Consider the following 16,892-nt stretch of genomic DNA (forward strand, 5'->3'; position numbering starts at 1 on the left):
AGAGCTTTAGTCTGTCAACAACTCATACAATCCTTTTACAACCATATCGGCTTCCTTCAGCACTTCCGGCTTGCCAATACCAACTACCTTCATACCTGCAGCCTTACCTGCTTGAACGCCCGCCTCCGCATCCTCAAACACGACACATTCGTCCGGCTGTAAGCCTAGCTCCTGACCAGCGATCAAGAATACTTCCGGGTCCGGTTTGGCAAGTGACACTTTGTTACCGTCAACTACGGCATCGAACAGATCCGTAATGTTCAGCTTATTCAGAATAAACTCTGCATTCTTACTAGCTGAACCTAACGCAATTCCAATTCCGCGCGTTCTCAGTCCAGTCAAGTATTCTTTGACCCCAGGGAGCAGTTCCGATGCCTCAAGCTTAGAGATGTATTCTACATATAGGCGATTCTTCTTCTCCGCCATCGCAAGCTTCTCCGCTTCTTCAAATTGTAGTCCACCGACTTCCAGAAGAATATCGAGCGATCTCATCCGGCTCACACCCTTAAGGCGTTCGTTATCCTCCTCTGTAAATGTAAAACCTAGCTCGTCAGCAAGACTCGCCCAAGCCAAATAATGGTATTTTGCTGTATCTACGATAACGCCATCCAGATCGAAAATGGCGCCTTTCATATTTTGCAACATCGATTTACTTCCTCTCCGTTATTAATTAATGTCCAAGGTTAGCCGCAAGCTCTCCCCTGCACCACAGGACTTTCCTTCCCGCCCTTGTACCGAGAACACCAGAGTCCCTCTGTAGTCAGCTGCTGTGGTAACTGTAACCTCATCCTTGCTGATCCGCAGTTTAAAGGTATCTCCCCGAAGCGTAACCGGAAGCTCAACAGACTGCCAATGTTTAGGCAGTGAAGGTTTGATATGGACAGTTTCTCCATCATAATCCAACCCTGCAAAACCAAGCACCGCAGCCATCCATGCACCACCGTTAGCGGCTGGGTGTGTACCACCAATATAGAGATCCCCTACATACTGCTTAGATTCTCCCGTAAGATCAACAGTAGCTGTCCGCATAAAATATGGATATCCCCAATCCGGCGAACCAATATCGGCAGCTACCAAAGCATAGATGCAAGGACTGAGACTTGACCCATGTTCGGTGCGTGGCTCGTAGAATTCCCAGTTTGCTTGCTTCACTTCCTTGGTGAAGGAATGTTTGAATAGATTCAACATCAACACGACGTCTGCTTGCTTCAGGATGGTTGTCGTTGTAGCTAATCCATTACCCCCACCCAAATACTCATTTTTATTAAGTACACGGGATTTCAATTCTGTCAGCCTAACATCTTCTAAGATGAAGTATCGGTCAAATTGTTCAATGACAAGACTGGCAGGGTCTGGCTGCGGAACATAGAAGCTATCCAGCATAGCTTTGAACTCTGTAAGAAACGGACCTTCACTAAACTCTGTAGACAGTTGGTTGTACACTTCAGGATACTTATCTTGCAGCAATTCTGCAGTGCGCAGGGCTATCTCCAGGGTCTCCTTCACCAGAGCATTCGTAAAGGCATTATTGTTCACACGCTCATGATATTCGTCTGGACCTGTAACATCTAAAATCTCGAAGCGTTCTTTTACCGAATTATAGTAGGCATAAGAGTAGAAGAACCGGGCACATTCCCAGATCACTTCCGCCCCTCCGCTAGTCAGCAGACTCTCGTCACCTGTAAATTGAACGTATTTCCAGATCCCATGTACAACATCCCCACTGATATGGACCTGCTTATCGCGGAAATAAGTCCGCATTGGTCGACCGGTAAATACATCGTTCACATTAAACAGAGTACAAGCATCGTCTCCTGTATCCTGACTTTCCCAAGCATAGAATGCTCCCAGAAAACCATATTCCGCGGCCTTCCGGCGAGCTCCGTCCAAGGTATGAATCCGGTACATCATCAGGTTGCGAGCAACCGTTGGATCCGTATGCAGGAAGAAGGGCAGCATAAACATCTCTGTATCCCAGAATACGGCCCCTTTATAGACCTGACCCGATAAACCTCGAGCCGGGATAGAAACTTTTTCCGAAACTGTAGGTGCAATAATTAACAGCTGATAAATACTGTATCTCAGTGCAAATTGAGCATCCTCGTCGCCTTCGATAATGACATCGCTAAGTGACCATCTTTCTTCCCATAGCTGGTTGTGAGCTTTAAACAATTCGTCATAACCGAGTGCCTCAGCTCCACGGACAGATTTGACAGCTTCTGCCTCCGGTTCACTAACATCAAGCCCAGTATACACCGCAACGTACTTAAACCATTCATAGGTCTCACCCGCACTTGCTTCAAAAGAAATCCGGCGAATACTAGCGCCCTCATCCAGTTGCTGATCTCCGAAATTAAATACGGCTCTCTCCGCCACAACTACCGGAACCTTCAATTCTCCACTAGTGGAGGAAGAGACTAGTACCTCACCCTTTGATTGTACTTTTTGACCATAGAGGTGGGGACCATTGATATCCCATACATCTACGTCAATCCCGGTCTCAATCACAATTGGGCAGTCCTGTGTACTGTGGATAGTGTATTTACTAACGAGGAGGTGCAGATTGTCCTGGCTTACGAAACGATCTGCTGTAAATGTCAACGTCCCACCATCAGATAGACTATAGCCAGTACTCCGATGATGAATGGCACTACGAATATTCAGCTCCTGCATATGAAAGCTAGGTTCACGCTCTAGCACACTTAAAGGTTCACCATTGCAGACAATCTTGGTCCATAATCCATTAGGAGCATTGACGGGTTCTCTCCACTTATCTCCCGCTTTGTCATATAGACCAGCTAAAGTTACGGCAACTAACTCAGCTTTACCGAATTCCTCAAGAGTACCGCGATATCCCATATACCCATTGCCTAACATATATTTGTTCCCGTTCGTCGTCACAAGCTGCTTGTCAAAACAGCTATCCCTAACCGCCCAGCTCATCGAGCCAACATCCCTTCACCTAGCGGAAGCGTCGTCCCGGAAGCGTCCACCGTTATTGACTGCCCATACACTATAATATCAGTGCTCCCCCCATTAATTGCGGTGAGCGTTACTGAAGTCTTGTTGACCAAAATACGTAGTAATACCCCTTCATACATCACTTGGAAGCTATACTCGCTCCAGCGCTCCGGCAATGAAGGCTGGAAGGACAACCGATCCCCATCTGAACGCATACCGCCAAAGCCATACACAATATTCATCCAAGCGGCAGCAATCGAAGTCGTGTGCAATCCTTCGCGTGTATTACGGTTGTAATTGTCTAAATCCAGTCTTGTCGCAAATTCAAAGAACGAATACGCTTCTTCTGGCTTGCCGATTTCGCTTGCCAGTATGGAATGGATCGAAGGCGAAAGTGAAGACTCATGAATACATCTAGACTCGTAATATTCATAGTTAGCCAGCTTCTCTTCTTTAGTGAATTGTCCATTATATAAGAACATAAACATGAGAACATCCGGTTGCTTAATCATGTCATAACGGTATAATCGATCATACGACCAGTTCGAGTAGAGCGGAAACTCTGTTACAGGAATGGAATGAATATCAATATGCGGCATATCGAAGAATCCATCATGCTCCTCAAATACGCCTGTCACTTCGTCAACAGGAATCTTCATATTGTCTGCTTTATTTTCCCAATCGGTAAGCTCTTCATTACGGAGCCCCGTCTTTTCCGCAACCAATGCAAAAGCCTCTGGTGCCTGTTCTTTCATTTCACTCAGGGTGTCTAGAGTGTATTCAAATGATTTTTGGGCCATCAAATTAATATAGCAGTTATTATTCACCATCAATTGGAACTCATCAGGACCCATTACGCCAAAATATCCATACTTCCCACTCTGTTGACCCCATTGACCGCGTGTAGCATAGAATCTGCTAATCTGGATCAGCATTTCAGCGCCTTTACTATGCAGGAATTCTTTATCCCCAGTATTTTTGACATAATGCCAGATACCATAGGAAATAGCAGTCCCTACATGAAGCTGAAGATTCGAATGCTGCCAGAGATCACAGCTTTCTGTTCCGTCTATAGTAGCAATAGGGTAGCAAGCTCCCTCGCAATCAACATCTTTAGCACGTTGCATAGCCTGAGGTAATGTCTTATATCTAAAGTCCAGCAAGCTCCGGGCGGCCTTAGGATTATTAAACATATAGAATGGTAAGCAATACGACTCTGTATCCCAAAATGCCAAACCACGATACACTTCTCCCGTCAATCCCTTAGCGCCGATGTTGAACCCTGGATGATCCCCATGATAAGTCTGATAAAGCTGGAAAATGCAAAACCGAATGCCCTGCTGATTTTCAGGATCGCCCTCGATCCGAATATCACTTGTCTCCCAGATCCCATTCCAATATGCTGTCTGATCCGCGAATATTTGAGTATCACTCAATTGGCTTGCACTTTCAGCAAGAGCTAGCCCTTTGCTCCACAGCTCTTCAGCTGTATGGGCAGATTCACTATCCGAACAGTTGATAACCAGCTTTGTAAAATGGGCCGCTTCTCCCTGAGCAAGATCCATAGTAAAGCTTTGTCCAATAAATTTATCATGTTCAACTCGCGTAAGCTGAAGCGGCTGTGAAGATTGTAACGAAAAGCTTGAGAATAGTTTGTTAGCTGTATTCACTGTTCTCGCCATAATAGCTGTGGCAGATCCTTGTTCTCCACTGCGGAGACTACTCCACATACATTCGCCGCGTTCCTCATGGATAATGCTGAAATCAAGACCTGCACAAATGTCCACGCTGCCCGAGAAATTAAGGGGCTCAAATTCCACCCGCTGTAGTCCCAGATGAGACATCGTCATACTTACCAAACGAGTAAAGACAACTTTTAAGATTTTCCCATCATCTAGGTGCCAGAGTAGCTCCCGCCGATAGGTCCCACTACGAAGATCCAGTTTGCGTACATATTCCGATATTTTACTTTTTGCCAGATCGAGCTGTTCACCATTTACAGTGATCCGCGTATACAGCCAGTCCACCGCATTCACCATATATCTCAGCGAGCGAATAATCCCTTTATAATGATTGCCAATGTCCAATTGTTCATTTAGCCCATTGAAATAACTGCCTTGCAGGGAATCCCCAGAGTAACCTTCCTCAGCATACCCCCGCACACCCATATACTCATTTCCCAGCGAAAAAATAGATTCCGAGGTCCGATTTCGTTCTGGATCAAAGCCCTCTTCAATAATTGCCCAAGGATCTACCTTAAGATATTTGTCAGCCACTTTAGCCATGTATGATTTCCCCTTCTCCTGGTTTTTGCTCCATTCTCAGGATATCGTTCCATACCCGTTGCGCCAATGTCTGACCTTAATGAAGATATGTGCATTTATACGGAATTGAAATCGAATGGATTTCTATATCATGAATTTTTGCAGTATACTATGTAGAATCTAATAAGAACAAAATAAACAGTGACAGACCCATTATTTGAGAATAATGGATTGCCACTGCTGATATATAAAGAACATATACTTCTTACTCCTTTTTAGTTAAAAATCATATTACATCTTGCACTTTTGAAGTGAAAATAATCACAATGTTGAAAATTCGACACTTTTAAATGGTTTTTCTTAACCAAATCAAAGATTTTAGAGGTATAATTAATTTAAAATTTACTGAAAAACTGAGGGAATAAAGGGGATGTCGATTATGCTAAAAGAACATTACAATGTCATCGAAGCCCACGGAAATACAAACTGTTTCTCCGAACAGAATTTCAACAGACTTCTTGTTACGATGAAAGAACGCGTTGTTCCAGAGGGTTCACATCTTTTCTGGGAAGGCGACTACTCGGATAAATTGTTTTATATCAAACGTGGACGTGTGAAATTAACTAAATCAACGGATGAAGGTAAGGAACTTATTCTTTATATGTACCAAGCCGGCGATATGGTAGGTCAAGCGGACCCATTCTTCAGCACCAAGCACAGCTTTACTGCAGAAGTGATTGAAGAAAGTGAAGTTGGCGTTATCGAGCAAAAGGATTTAGAAATTCTCATTTGCCAACATTGTGATTTTGCGATCGACTTTATGAAATGGATGGGCATTCATCACCGTCTAACTCAAACGAAATTCCGTGATCTGATGATGTACGGCAAACCAGGCGCACTTTGCTCCACTCTCATTCGCCTCGGCAACACCTATGGTGAGAAGAGCAGCGATGGTGAGAATATCCTCATCAACAAAAAAATTACGCATACAGATTTGTCCAACATGATCGGCGCTACTCGTGAGAGTGTGAACCGGATGTTGAGCGACTTGCGTAAAAAAGATGCGGTTGAGTACGAGAACGGTATGATTGTCATCAAGGATCTGGGCATGCTGCAGGAAATTTGCCACTGCGAAATGTGTCCTAACGAAATCTGCCGGATCTAAATTTCTGTCTTATAATATACCCTCTATTCTCCTCAATGAAACATATATGACCCAATTATTCTGCACATTATAAAATAGAGTGGTCGAAGACGCCTAGCGAGGGCGTCTTTTTTTATAGCATAATGATGAAAAAAGAACTGATCCCGAATCGGGTCAGCTCTTAATCATAAATATGCTCTTAACTTAACATTTGGTCTGAGCACCACGCACGGGAGAAATCATCCAGTAGGCCATACCGACGAATACGCCACCGCCAATTATATTTCCTAACGTAACGGGTATCATATTGTGTATCCATCCGGCAATTGTAACGGTGTCCGGGTGATTCGGGAGCAGCACAGCAACACTCAGCAGCGTCATATTAGCCACACTGTGCTCATAGCCACTCGCAATAAAGGCAAATAAACACCACCAGATTAGAACCAGCTTGGCCGTTTCACTTTTGGCGCGCGAGGCCATCCATAGTGCTAGACAGACCAGCCAGTTACATAGAATCCCTCGGAAAAAAAGCTCTGAAAACGGAAGGCTCATTTTCTTGGCTGCAGCCGCAAAGATCAGATGCTCTGGGGGAGCCGCACTGAATAGTCCAGTTCCTCGAATCAAAAGTGCTAAAATCACTGCCCCTACCACATTCCCTACAAACACAAGCACCCAGTTCTTGACAGTATCCCAGATACTTGTTCTACCAGCTAGTGTACTAACCGTAAAGAACATATTATTTCCGGTAAACAGCTCTGAGCCTGCAAACACAACAAGAGTCAAGGCAATACCGAAGGATGCACCCATAATAAGGGGTTGGAAAGGCGATTTGGCAGCCGCTAGAGGCGCTCCCAGCGAGAAAATAAGGATAATCCCAATGCCTACATATGCCCCTGCCAAAAGGGCTGCCAGAAAATATCTTGGTAAACTTTCATTCATTTGGTCTCGCTTACTGACTGCCGCCTCGACAATGTTCTCCACACTTTGAGTAAACATAATACTCCACCCCACCATTTTCTATTTCATCCTTTACTACAAGCTTCGGTGTCTACAAGCTCACTGTCACAATGTCTCCGGCAAGGGAGACTGGATAAGTCACAACGATACCTTGATCCGGTGCCTGAACTTCACCCGTGCGAAGATCTATTTTCCAATCATACAGCGGATCATAAAGAAAGTGACCCGAAACGATCCCTTCAGCAAGCGGCCCCCCTTTTGGATGAGGACTCCGATTCTCAAGCGCATAAATCGCTCCGTCAGAGGTACGAAATACAGCCAGTTCCACATTTCCAGCCACAACTACCCGGCCAATCTGTAACAGGAGATCCTGTACTGATCCTATTGCATACGTTTGTGTGGTCTTATTCATTGCTCTCTCCCCTTCTGTGTGCGTTATATCCGCTAGACTCTTGTTTCTTCAAAAAGCGCAGTACGAGTGCTGCTGTCATTGAGCATTTTTTTCCAAGGATCCGTAACCTGAGTGAGAGCAAAGTCAATCCGTGCTGCCAGCTCTTTGCGGTTATCTTCATTATCCAAAATGACCGTTTGAATCTGCTCAAGTCCCATACGCTCAACCCACTCGGAGGTTCTTTCCAAATAATTGCCGGTCTCACGGTAATATTGCATCACAGCGGAGCACACCTCGATCAACTCATCATCGGTCTTAATTTTGCAGAAAGAGTCAGCGATCCTTGGCTTGATCCCACCGTTACCACCGATAAACACTTCCCAACCACCATCATTACCGACGATGCCAATATCCTTCGTGCAGGATTCCGCACAGTTACGTGGACAGCCGTTGACAGCTATTTTAAACTTGGCGGGAAAATCAAGACGTTCATACTTACGTTCTATGAGCGCGCCCATTGCCAGCGAATCCTGTGTGCCGAAACGGCAGAACTGCGAACCCACACAAGTCTTAACCGTACGTAGCGATTTGGCATAACCATAACCTGATGGCATATCGAGCTCTTCCCATACTTTCGGCAGATCCTCTTTTTTCACCCCGATCAGATCCAGGCGTTGCCCACCAGTCACCTTCACAACTTTCACGTCATATTTAAGGGAGACATCGGCGATTTTCTTCAAATCCTCCGGTGTTGTTACCCCACCATACATGCGTGGTATCACGGTGTAGGTTCCATCTTTTTGAATATTTGCACCCATTCTTTCATTTACAAATCGGGATTCTTTCTCATCCTGATGGGTATCAGGGTTCATCATTCCTAGATAATAGTTAATTGCCGGACGACACTTGGAGCAGCCTTCCTCTTGTTTCCATCCGAGTACATTCATGACCTCTTTTGTTGTTTTAAGACCTTTAGCTGTGATTTCAGCAACAATTTCATCACGGTTAAGCGTTGTGCACCCACAAATACCTTGCTTAGCAGCTTGCTGGAAACTGTCACCTAAGACAAATTGCAGGATTTGTTCTACTACGGGTTTGCAACCACCACAAGAGCGAGTAGCGCCAGTACATGCTTTGATCTCATCCACAGTAGTAAAACCATGTTCAGTAACAGCATCTACGATCGCTTTTTTAGTTACACCGTTACAGCCGCAGACAATTTCTTCGTCCGCCATAGCTTCTACGGATGTACTCTTCTTTGCTCCGCCACCGCAGCAGCCCGTTCCCATGACTTCTGTATAAATTTCATCGGTCATTATCGCGCTTTGTTTTACTAGCTTTTGCAAATTGGCGGACTCCGTCACATCACCGAACAATACTGCACCGACAATCACATTATTTTTGAGCAGAATTTTCTTATAGGTTCTCTTCCATTCATCTTTGTTTGAGATCACCGTGTGATCAGAGGAATCCAAAAACTCACCCGCTGAAAATACATCCACCCCAGATATTTTAAGCTTCGTGGAGACAATCGAACCTTCATAAGGCTTGGTATTGCTACCACATAAATGTTTAGCTAGAACCATGCCTTGTTCAAATAATGGAGCCACCAGCCCGTAACACATACCGCGATGCTCGGCACATTCGCCGATGGAATAAACATTCTGCATCGAGGTTTGCAAATGATCATCCACCACGATCCCACGATTTACGGAGATTCCGCTTTCTTTTGCCAACGTCACGTTCGGTTTGATTCCAACAGCCATTACCACAAAATCCGCTGTAAGCATACTGCCATCGCTGAAGCGCAATCCACTAACTCTCTGTTCCCCGGTCAATTCCACCGTTTGTTTGCCCATAGCAAATTTCACACCTTGACGCTCCAGCTCAGCTTGAAGCATCGAGGAGGCATTCCGATCAAGCTGACGCTCCATCAGATCTTCCATCAAATGAACTACGGTAACGTCCATGCCTAGGTTCACAAGACCTTTTGCCGCTTCCAGCCCAAGTAACCCCCCGCCGATAACAGCTGCTTTGCTGTATTGCTTGGCCGCTGACAGCATCGCATCACAGTCTGAAATATCCCGGAATCCTACAACGCCCTCTTTATCACTGCCAGTTACAGGTAGAATAAACGAATTCGAACCTGTCGCAATAATTACCTTGTCATAGGGGACTATCTTCCCGTTATCCGTAACCACTTGCTTCGAGCCTTCATCAATTCGTGTCACCGTTGTTCCCGTGTGTAGAGTTATATTATTGTCTTCATACCAATTCCAGTCGTTTAGGATGATATCATTAAGGGTCTTACTTCCTTCAAGAACATAAGACAACATGATCCGATTGTAATTGGGATGAGGTTCACTTCCAAAAACCGTAATGTCATAAGCTCCACCCAGCTTCAATATCTGCTCAATCGTACCTATGCCTGCCATACCGTTGCCGACTAATACTAGTTTTTCTCTTATCGTTGTCATGGTTAGGTGCCTCCTCAAGCTTATGAATACCTGATCAATCTCTCTTCTACATATTGGAATTATACGTTTCAAATTCAAGTCATCATTGTGATTGCAGTCACTTTAATTGTGAATATTTTCACACTTTAGTGTGCTGATAATTGTTAGATATCTTTTCCACATAAAAAGCCAGATTAACGATTCTGAACAACCGTTAATCTGGCTTAATGTACGATTTTTAGCGTAAAGTCAATAAAATCTCCAATTCATCTTGAGCCCTGAGCTTCATATCCATTCCATCATCGAGTAGTTGTTTTCCGTTCACCTTCAGCTTCCATTCTTCATTACTTAGAGGGGTATAATCATTGACGGAAAGCACCTTTTTATTATCATCCGCCAATTGTACCCTACTACAGCTTTTGAGCAAATCTCTTACGGTTAAATCTTCTTTAAATAACATAATATACGTATGATGCAGGTCTACTTCTACACTTCCACCGTTCAAGGTCAGCCTTACTGTTTGAAGTGGTGCTTGATGATCCTTCGACTTCGCGGTGAAGACTAGCTGTGAATCATACCCTACAGTATTATTCCAATCCGCATTCCCAATGATTTGACCGCCCATCTGAAGCTCCCAAACCAATCCCGACTCTAGCGAAAAATCCTTTACCGAAAGAATGCTTGAGTTATCCTCAGCAAATGTGGCAATATTACTACCTTTCAGGAGCTCCATGAGCGATATTCCATTTCTATAACTCCCGCTAAGTAACCTGTCCGATGGTTTAGTAAGCAGTTCATTATCTCCAACCCTTATCGATATTGTCGGTCCCTCTAATCCTGCCGCACCATTATTAGCATTACTATTGCCGTCATTGTTAGTAGAGCATCCACCTATTGTGAATCCGATGACTAAACCTAGCATCAATTTCCACAAAGATCGTATGGGCATCCTGACACCGCCTTGTCCCGCCTAATGACCATATAGCGTCTCAGGCTTGTAAAGTTATGTATACTGTCTTTTTAAGGATAACTTAAACAAGCCATGTTCTCAAATAAAAAAGCCCCCTAAGGGACTCTTTAGAACACTATTCATCTTCACTGAAACCTAGGGAACAATATATTATTCTCCAAATGTACGTGTTCAAAAGTCATACTCTCCAGCTCTTCCAGCCGGGCATATGTCAATCGATAGGTCGTGCAAGCATGCGCCGGTGGAGTGAAATCATCTGTAACACTACGTATTTTTCTCAAAATATCGCCCGCACCATCATGCTCACTCTCCAGCTCAGACAATGACTCACGAAGCGATGTCAGGCCTTCTTCACTAGGATTAGCAGCGTATGTCAACAGCTTAGGAAACTCATCTTCTTCTTCTTTAGCCGTATGCTCAAGTAAGTCTTCCTTAAGTGTGTTGAACAAGTTATATAATTCCACCAAATGGGGAGAATCCCCACCATGCACTCGATACACCTTAGTTACATTTTGGCTAATGAGGGGTAGCTCTTCACGAAGATAACGATGGTGTTTGTTAATAATATGGGCAATTAACTCTTCTGAGGATGCAGTATTCCAAGCGATTTCCTCTTGGGGTACTGGATACTCTTGGAACAGCTTGTTTAGATCACCGATGATTATCTCGTGATCCAGACCACGCTCAGCTGCTGCTTCAGCAAGTGGTTTAGCTCCACCGCAACAAAAATCAATCCGTTTTGCTTTAAAATAATCTGCCGCTTTAGGGAATTGCAATACAATATCCCTCACCAGTGCATCTGGGGTAAACCCAGCCTGTACCGATTCTGCTTGTTTCGAATCCGAAATACTATCATTAAGTTGTTTAGTTTCCATTATAGCTCCTCCTTGGGTTATGGGATTAGGTTCTGAATAAATCTTATCCACTTCTTCACCTTAACCCTGAAAGGAACTTTGACTTGTGATTGTACGCACGGAAATTGTATCTTATTTTTGAACGAGATTGGAGAATGTACATACATAGTAAGCGCAAAAAAGCACCTTTGCCTACAAAGGTGCTTTTTCAACTCACTTTATTGCACATAAGCCTGCATATACGTCCGCTGTCCCTTTGAATCCTTCAAATAAGGTCCCAATCCAGCAAAACGGGAGTGATCCATATAAACACCGGTCATCCATCTGCCTTCCGTCAAGCCACCATTCCATTTGAGGACAAGATCTGGTGCGGAAATCCATTCCTGAAAGACTCGTATATTCTGATCTTTGTATTCTTTACATGGCTTAGACCGCTCAATAAGGTGGAACTCATTCAGATAAGTTGGAACGAAATAAGAGGATATCGTATGCAAATCATCATCGTCAAAAAAAGGCTCATCGCCTAAAAAGGGTTTGAATAATACGATATTCTCGTACATGGACCAAATTAAGGCTTGAAGTACCATACTCTGGCGAATGCCGTTATGAAACTTATATTGTCGCCCATGATTCGCCGCATTCACATCTTGTGGAGGTTCCGTGGACTCCAGACAGTGCCGTTCACAACCAATACACTTCCAGCCGGTCGGACTTTGAATCCATTTTTGAAAAATAGTCCCACTATCATTGTTTCCTTTGTAGAGTGAAGAGATAATACTGTAAGGCACGCCAATCCACGCATCCCATAAGGAATCAGGAAGATGGCTATGCAGCATGAACAACGTCTTGTCATAGATGAGCTGTACTTTGATAGAAGCATTCTCTAGCTCAGCAACATCCTTTTTTCCATACGTTATTTCCCGGGAAAATAGGGTCGTCTTCGTCTTCATCTCCCTCGCCTCCTAACAGTTTTGCTATGCCTGTACTCCAGCTGAGTAGATTTGAGCAAAAACCAATACGCGAGCGCTTCCATTCAAGGATCATACAATGTTTTTCTATTATATTACAATTATTTTTAAACTGTGCAAGTTTTTTTCAAGCATAAAGGATTGGAACACAACTGTCACTGTCTAATATTTAGAAATTGAAAAGCCCCTTTTCCACCATTTCGGAAAAAGGGCCACAACATTACTGTGAATTTTAGTCAACCCAGCTCTCAGCCCAAGACTGAATCTGCTGCATAACAGGCTGCAACGCACGGCCTTTGTCTGTTAATTCGTACTCAATACGTACGGGTGTTTCTGGGTATACATGCCTAACCAGGATACCCTCACCTTCCAAATCCTTCATCCGCTCGGACAGCATCTTATCGCTCATTGAAGGAATGAGGCCGGAGATATCTTTAAACCGCTTCGGTCCACTCATCAATGTCTGAATAATAAGTCCATTCCAACGTTTGCCTAAGAAAGAGAAGGCTGTTTCAAATCTGGGACACATCGCAAATTGATGTTCTTCCATTGTTCTCACCTCTCACTTGCGAAACTTACTATTAGTTAGTATATATAATATTAACACATTTTAACCATGATGAACATCGTTTACCGAAAAAAGTTCATCTGACTCTATTATTATATCCCCAATGTCAATCCCCCACAGGTCCTTTAGATCCCCTTTGAGCAATCGCTTCAGTTACGATTTGTGCCAAGTCATCATTTCCAAAAAGTGAAAGTACACCCAGAACGGTGTCATCAGAAATGTCTCCCGCTTCCTCTGCGGAAACCGTGAGGGCAAGTGCCTGACGCAAGGCTTCATTCCCTTCCTGCTGCGGATAAGCCTGCAAGTATAGCGCATGTGGATCAAGTCCATTATTCACACACCACTGAGCGAATACAAGAATCATCATCTCTTCTTCGCGCTTATAGCTTTCGATGATCTGTTCCTCCACTAATTTACGGTTATCCTCCATATATTCTTCTCCTTTCTCAGAGACCTCATTCAGCAAGCTGTGCCGCCAGCATATGACTAGGCAGTACCGCTGAAGCAGCAATGCTGCATAGCTCCGGTGTATTTATGTTGCAAAGAAAATTATTCACCACTCCACTAAAACCTCTTCTATCCAGTACAGTATCCCAGCTTCCAAAGCCTTGAATATGCGGTAAGGTATCTTTTTCAAAAAGAATGGCCTTGTCTAGATCCACTACTTCCACCGATCTACCATTTCCGTGCAGCTCAAGCTTCTCCAAATCCACACCGGCTTCACGAACCATACTGTACATCCCTACTGCACTATGTTTCCAGGCTAGCATTCCAGATGCCTGTAGCAGACGACCATCTCCACTAGATTGAAGATGACTACGAAGCAGTTCATACTGATCTCCACATAACCACAACAGCAAATCAAGCATATGGATAAGATCATCATGCACGGTTTCGCGGCTGGTGCTTGTCTGTAGCTTCGTTCGATGTTTAATCGCACTGCAGTGGCTAATTCCACCGACTTCCTCCAGCCATTGCTTGGCGGTGACATACATAGGGGCAAACCGGCGGTTAAAGCCCACTCCCAGCAAAAGCCCTTTATCTTGTGCTAGCTCTGCCATCCTTCTGGACTCTTCAAGATCATAAGAAAGTGGTTTATCTACATATACCGAAATCCCACGTCCGAGACATTTTGTTACTATATCATAATGAGTAGTTGTTGGGCTATGTACAAATACTGCATCCAGATCCCAAGATAACAGCTCTTCCAGATTCGTCGTCCCTTTAGGAAAACGATAGGTATGAACAGCCTGCTCCACCGTTGTCGATGAATGGCTGAGAACACCAACTACCTCGGCATAATCATGCTGAGAGAGCAATGGCAAATATACTTTACGGGCGATATTGCCGATTCCTATTATGGCGACTCTTTTACGTTCAGGTACAATCACTGATCCATCCCCCTCTAACATTTCAATATCTCGATCTTTTCTCTTTGTTCTCTACAAATGCTATTATACCTGCTTCTCATTCTCTGACAATTGATCTTTGCTTCAATATTTACTTCATATCCCGTATGATGAGATGAATGAGTGGAAGAAGGGGCATATTATCTATGAAGAAATGGTTCTCGATTGTTCTTTATGTTTCGGGTACAATCCTTGCGTTTATCTACAGATATGACATCCTAAGCTGGATGAAAGAGGATCATAATCTTTTCAGTTCCATAGGGATTGCAACTTTACTGGCCTTGTTTCCAGTTGTCCCTTATAAAGCTGTCATCGGATTCTTCGGTTATGCATACGGAAGTTTAGTAGGAGCCTTGATTTGCTGGCTAGCTACTAATTTGGCTGCCGCAATCCTGTTTGGAATTGTGAAGTACTTATTTCAAAGCCAAGCTAGAGCTTATTTAGCCTCCATTCCCGCACTCGAAAAGTTCACAGTAGGCATTGAGCGGCGACCTTTCGCTTCGATTGTCCTAGCACGACTCGTGCCAATCATTCCCCAAACAGCGGTTAACATCTACGCTGGAGCTGCTGGACTGCCTTTTTGGAGCTATATTGCAGCTTCCGGCATTGGAAAAATACCAGGGATTGCATTATACGCTTTCCTCGGGGATCATCTGTTCCAGGACCCTGTAAGTGCGATTATTGCCATCATCGCCTATGCCGCTGTGCTAATTATTACCGGACTGAGCTTGCGTCCGCGCGCTCAAGAAGCGAAGAATAACAGATAGCGAAAGAACTTATCGGTTACAAACTGGCAGGCAGTTAGTATTTGCTTTATAATTAAATTGTGATCTATTTAATTGCATTATGTGAATGGAGGGATATCAATGAGTGAACATCAGACTAACCATATAAATACCAAGACGGAAAAAGCAACCTTTGCAGGTGGATGCTTCTGGTGCATGGTCTCGCCGTTCGAAGAATTGCCAGGAATCATTAGTGTCGTCTCTGGCTATACCGGCGGACATACAGTGAACCCAACCTATGAAGAGGTTTGTTCTGAAACGACAGGACATGTTGAAGCTGTACAAATTACGTTTAACCCAGATATTTTCCCTTATAGCAAGTTACTTGAGCTGTTCTGGCAGCAAATTGACCCTACCGATGCAGGTGGACAATTCCATGATCGCGGGACTTCTTACGGTACAGCAATCTTTACCCATTCGGAGGAACAAAAAGAACAAGCAGAAGCTTCCAAGGCAGCTCTTCAAGCAAGCGGTCGGTTCTCAAGTCCTATCGTAACCCCGATTCTCCCGGCATCCACCTTCTATCCAGCCGAAGAATATCATCAAGGCTACCATCATAAGAATCCAGGCCACTACAAACGTTATCGCAAAGGTTCTGGACGAGAGGATTTTATAGAAACCCACTGGACACATAAAGAGGACAAACAAAGTTTGAAAGAACGGTTAACGCCTCTTCAATATGAAGTCACTCAGAACAGTGCTACAGAATCTCCTTTCCGGAATGATTTTTGGGATCACCATGGAGATGGTATTTATGTAGACATCGTATCTGGCGAACCGTTATTCAGCTCGCAGGATAAATACGATTCCGGTTGCGGCTGGCCAAGCTTTACTCGTCCCATCCGGGACTATGCTGTGAAGGAAAAGACGGATCTCAGTCATTTGATGGTCCGCACTGAAGTTCGCAGCAAAGTAGCGGATTCCCATCTAGGCCACGTCTTCGACGATGGTCCCGGAGAAAACGGTTTGCGCTACTGCATAAATTCGGCGGCGCTAAGATTTGTCCCGAAAGAGGATTTGGAGAAGGAAGGATACGGGGAGTACCGCGTACTCTTCCAGCCTGCCTAAACATCAATCCTCAGTACACAAAGAAACGGTTGTCGTCCTTTTAGGATGACAACCGTTTTTTCTCTTAAAATATAAGAAAGTATAAGTTTCACGTTAT

15 protein-coding genes are annotated in these 16,892 nt (G+C 44.2%); 3 read left to right on the forward strand and 12 right to left on the reverse strand.

Annotated features, from left to right (window positions below):
• Positions 1–6: 6 nt before the first annotated feature.
• The 3 genes from pgmB to CA600_RS24900 are packed head-to-tail and all read right to left on the reverse strand — an operon-like array spanning position 7 to position 5,246.
• Entirely contained in the window at positions 7–645 is a 639-nt protein-coding gene (gene pgmB / locus CA600_RS24890) for a beta-phosphoglucomutase (protein ID WP_094873738.1), read from the reverse strand.
• A 21-nt stretch (positions 646–666) separates the two neighbouring features.
• Positions 667–2,943, reverse strand: coding sequence for a glycosyl hydrolase family 65 protein (locus CA600_RS24895; RefSeq protein ID WP_094873740.1), 2,277 nt, complete (start codon positions 2,941–2,943; stop codon positions 667–669).
• A complete protein-coding gene (locus CA600_RS24900; RefSeq protein ID WP_094873742.1) occupies positions 2,940–5,246 on the reverse strand; it encodes a glycoside hydrolase family 65 protein in 2,307 nt (768 codons plus the stop codon). The genes CA600_RS24895 and CA600_RS24900 overlap by 4 nt, the downstream gene beginning before the upstream one ends.
• 418 nt (positions 5,247–5,664) lie before the next feature.
• Between CA600_RS24900 and CA600_RS24905 the strand changes: the two genes are divergently transcribed.
• Positions 5,665–6,390 (forward strand): Crp/Fnr family transcriptional regulator, encoded by a 726-nt coding sequence (locus tag CA600_RS24905; RefSeq protein ID WP_042129903.1) that lies wholly within the window; start codon positions 5,665–5,667, stop codon positions 6,388–6,390.
• Positions 6,391–6,573: 183 nt separating this feature from the next.
• On the opposite strand, the gene CA600_RS24910 is transcribed toward CA600_RS24905, so the two are convergent.
• The 9 genes from CA600_RS24910 to CA600_RS24950 form a co-directional block, all read right to left on the reverse strand.
• Positions 6,574–7,365, reverse strand: a complete 792-nt coding sequence (locus CA600_RS24910; RefSeq protein WP_094873762.1) for a formate/nitrite transporter family protein — start codon at positions 7,363–7,365, stop codon at positions 6,574–6,576.
• 52 nt (positions 7,366–7,417) lie between these two features.
• Positions 7,418–7,738, reverse strand: a complete 321-nt coding sequence (locus CA600_RS24915) for a nitrite reductase (NAD(P)H) small subunit (RefSeq protein ID WP_094873744.1) — start codon at positions 7,736–7,738, stop codon at positions 7,418–7,420.
• A 32-nt stretch (positions 7,739–7,770) separates the two neighbouring features.
• Positions 7,771–10,194, reverse strand: a complete 2,424-nt coding sequence (gene nirB / locus CA600_RS24920) for a nitrite reductase large subunit NirB (RefSeq protein ID WP_094873746.1) — start codon at positions 10,192–10,194, stop codon at positions 7,771–7,773.
• A 217-nt stretch (positions 10,195–10,411) separates the two neighbouring features.
• Entirely contained in the window at positions 10,412–11,122 is a 711-nt protein-coding gene (locus CA600_RS24925) for a hypothetical protein (protein WP_094873748.1), read from the reverse strand.
• A 146-nt stretch (positions 11,123–11,268) separates the two neighbouring features.
• Complete coding sequence (ric, locus tag CA600_RS24930) at positions 11,269–12,018, reverse strand: iron-sulfur cluster repair di-iron protein (RefSeq protein WP_094873750.1); 750 nt, start codon at positions 12,016–12,018, stop codon at positions 11,269–11,271.
• 197 nt (positions 12,019–12,215) lie between these two features.
• On the reverse strand, positions 12,216–12,947 hold the full coding sequence (locus CA600_RS24935) for a hypothetical protein (protein ID WP_094873752.1): 732 nt from the start codon (positions 12,945–12,947) through the stop codon (positions 12,216–12,218).
• Positions 12,948–13,197: 250 nt separating this feature from the next.
• A complete protein-coding gene (locus tag CA600_RS24940) occupies positions 13,198–13,515 on the reverse strand; it encodes a winged helix-turn-helix transcriptional regulator (RefSeq protein WP_042129916.1) in 318 nt (105 codons plus the stop codon).
• A gap of 124 nt (positions 13,516–13,639) precedes the next feature.
• The gene (locus tag CA600_RS24945; protein WP_094873764.1) at positions 13,640–13,963 is read right to left on the reverse strand and encodes a hypothetical protein; all 324 of its coding nucleotides are present in this window, start codon (positions 13,961–13,963) and stop codon (positions 13,640–13,642) included.
• A gap of 25 nt (positions 13,964–13,988) precedes the next feature.
• Positions 13,989–14,924 carry a Gfo/Idh/MocA family protein gene (locus tag CA600_RS24950; protein WP_256990001.1) on the reverse strand — a complete coding sequence of 312 codons (936 nt, stop codon included), beginning with the start codon at positions 14,922–14,924 and terminating at the stop codon, positions 13,989–13,991.
• 164 nt (positions 14,925–15,088) lie between these two features.
• Between CA600_RS24950 and CA600_RS24955 the strand changes: the two genes are divergently transcribed.
• Positions 15,089–15,709 (forward strand): TVP38/TMEM64 family protein, encoded by a 621-nt coding sequence (locus CA600_RS24955; protein ID WP_179281721.1) that lies wholly within the window; start codon positions 15,089–15,091, stop codon positions 15,707–15,709.
• 99 nt (positions 15,710–15,808) lie between these two features.
• Positions 15,809–16,795 carry a peptide-methionine (S)-S-oxide reductase MsrA gene (gene msrA / locus CA600_RS24960; protein WP_094873758.1) on the forward strand — a complete coding sequence of 329 codons (987 nt, stop codon included), beginning with the start codon at positions 15,809–15,811 and terminating at the stop codon, positions 16,793–16,795.
• Positions 16,796–16,892: the final 97 nt, after the last annotated feature.

This window comes from Paenibacillus sp. VTT E-133280, from assembly GCF_002264385.1.
In the GTDB taxonomy this organism is placed as follows: Bacteria; Bacillota; Bacilli; order Paenibacillales; family Paenibacillaceae; genus Paenibacillus_AQ; species Paenibacillus_AQ nitricinens.

What these genes read in the sequence shown, in the direction of transcription:
- pgmB (WP_094873738.1), bottom strand. Translation starts at nt 645, where the DNA reads ATGTTGCAAAATATGAAAGGCGCCATTTTCGATCTGGATGGCGTTATC.
- CA600_RS24895 (WP_094873740.1), bottom strand. Translation starts at nt 2,943, where the DNA reads ATGAGCTGGGCGGTTAGGGATAGCTGTTTTGACAAGCAGCTTGTGACG.
- CA600_RS24900 (WP_094873742.1), bottom strand. Translation starts at nt 5,246, where the DNA reads ATGGCTAAAGTGGCTGACAAATATCTTAAGGTAGATCCTTGGGCAATT.
- CA600_RS24905 (WP_042129903.1), top strand. Translation starts at nt 5,665, where the DNA reads ATGCTAAAAGAACATTACAATGTCATCGAAGCCCACGGAAATACAAAC.
- CA600_RS24910 (WP_094873762.1), bottom strand. Translation starts at nt 7,365, where the DNA reads ATGTTTACTCAAAGTGTGGAGAACATTGTCGAGGCGGCAGTCAGTAAG.
- CA600_RS24915 (WP_094873744.1), bottom strand. Translation starts at nt 7,738, where the DNA reads ATGAATAAGACCACACAAACGTATGCAATAGGATCAGTACAGGATCTC.
- nirB (WP_094873746.1), bottom strand. Translation starts at nt 10,194, where the DNA reads ATGACAACGATAAGAGAAAAACTAGTATTAGTCGGCAACGGTATGGCA.
- CA600_RS24925 (WP_094873748.1), bottom strand. Translation starts at nt 11,122, where the DNA reads ATGCCCATACGATCTTTGTGGAAATTGATGCTAGGTTTAGTCATCGGA.
- ric (WP_094873750.1), bottom strand. Translation starts at nt 12,018, where the DNA reads ATGGAAACTAAACAACTTAATGATAGTATTTCGGATTCGAAACAAGCA.
- CA600_RS24935 (WP_094873752.1), bottom strand. Translation starts at nt 12,947, where the DNA reads ATGAAGACGAAGACGACCCTATTTTCCCGGGAAATAACGTATGGAAAA.
- CA600_RS24940 (WP_042129916.1), bottom strand. Translation starts at nt 13,515, where the DNA reads ATGGAAGAACATCAATTTGCGATGTGTCCCAGATTTGAAACAGCCTTC.
- CA600_RS24945 (WP_094873764.1), bottom strand. Translation starts at nt 13,963, where the DNA reads ATGGAGGATAACCGTAAATTAGTGGAGGAACAGATCATCGAAAGCTAT.
- CA600_RS24955 (WP_179281721.1), top strand. Translation starts at nt 15,089, where the DNA reads ATGAAGAAATGGTTCTCGATTGTTCTTTATGTTTCGGGTACAATCCTT.
- msrA (WP_094873758.1), top strand. Translation starts at nt 15,809, where the DNA reads ATGAGTGAACATCAGACTAACCATATAAATACCAAGACGGAAAAAGCA.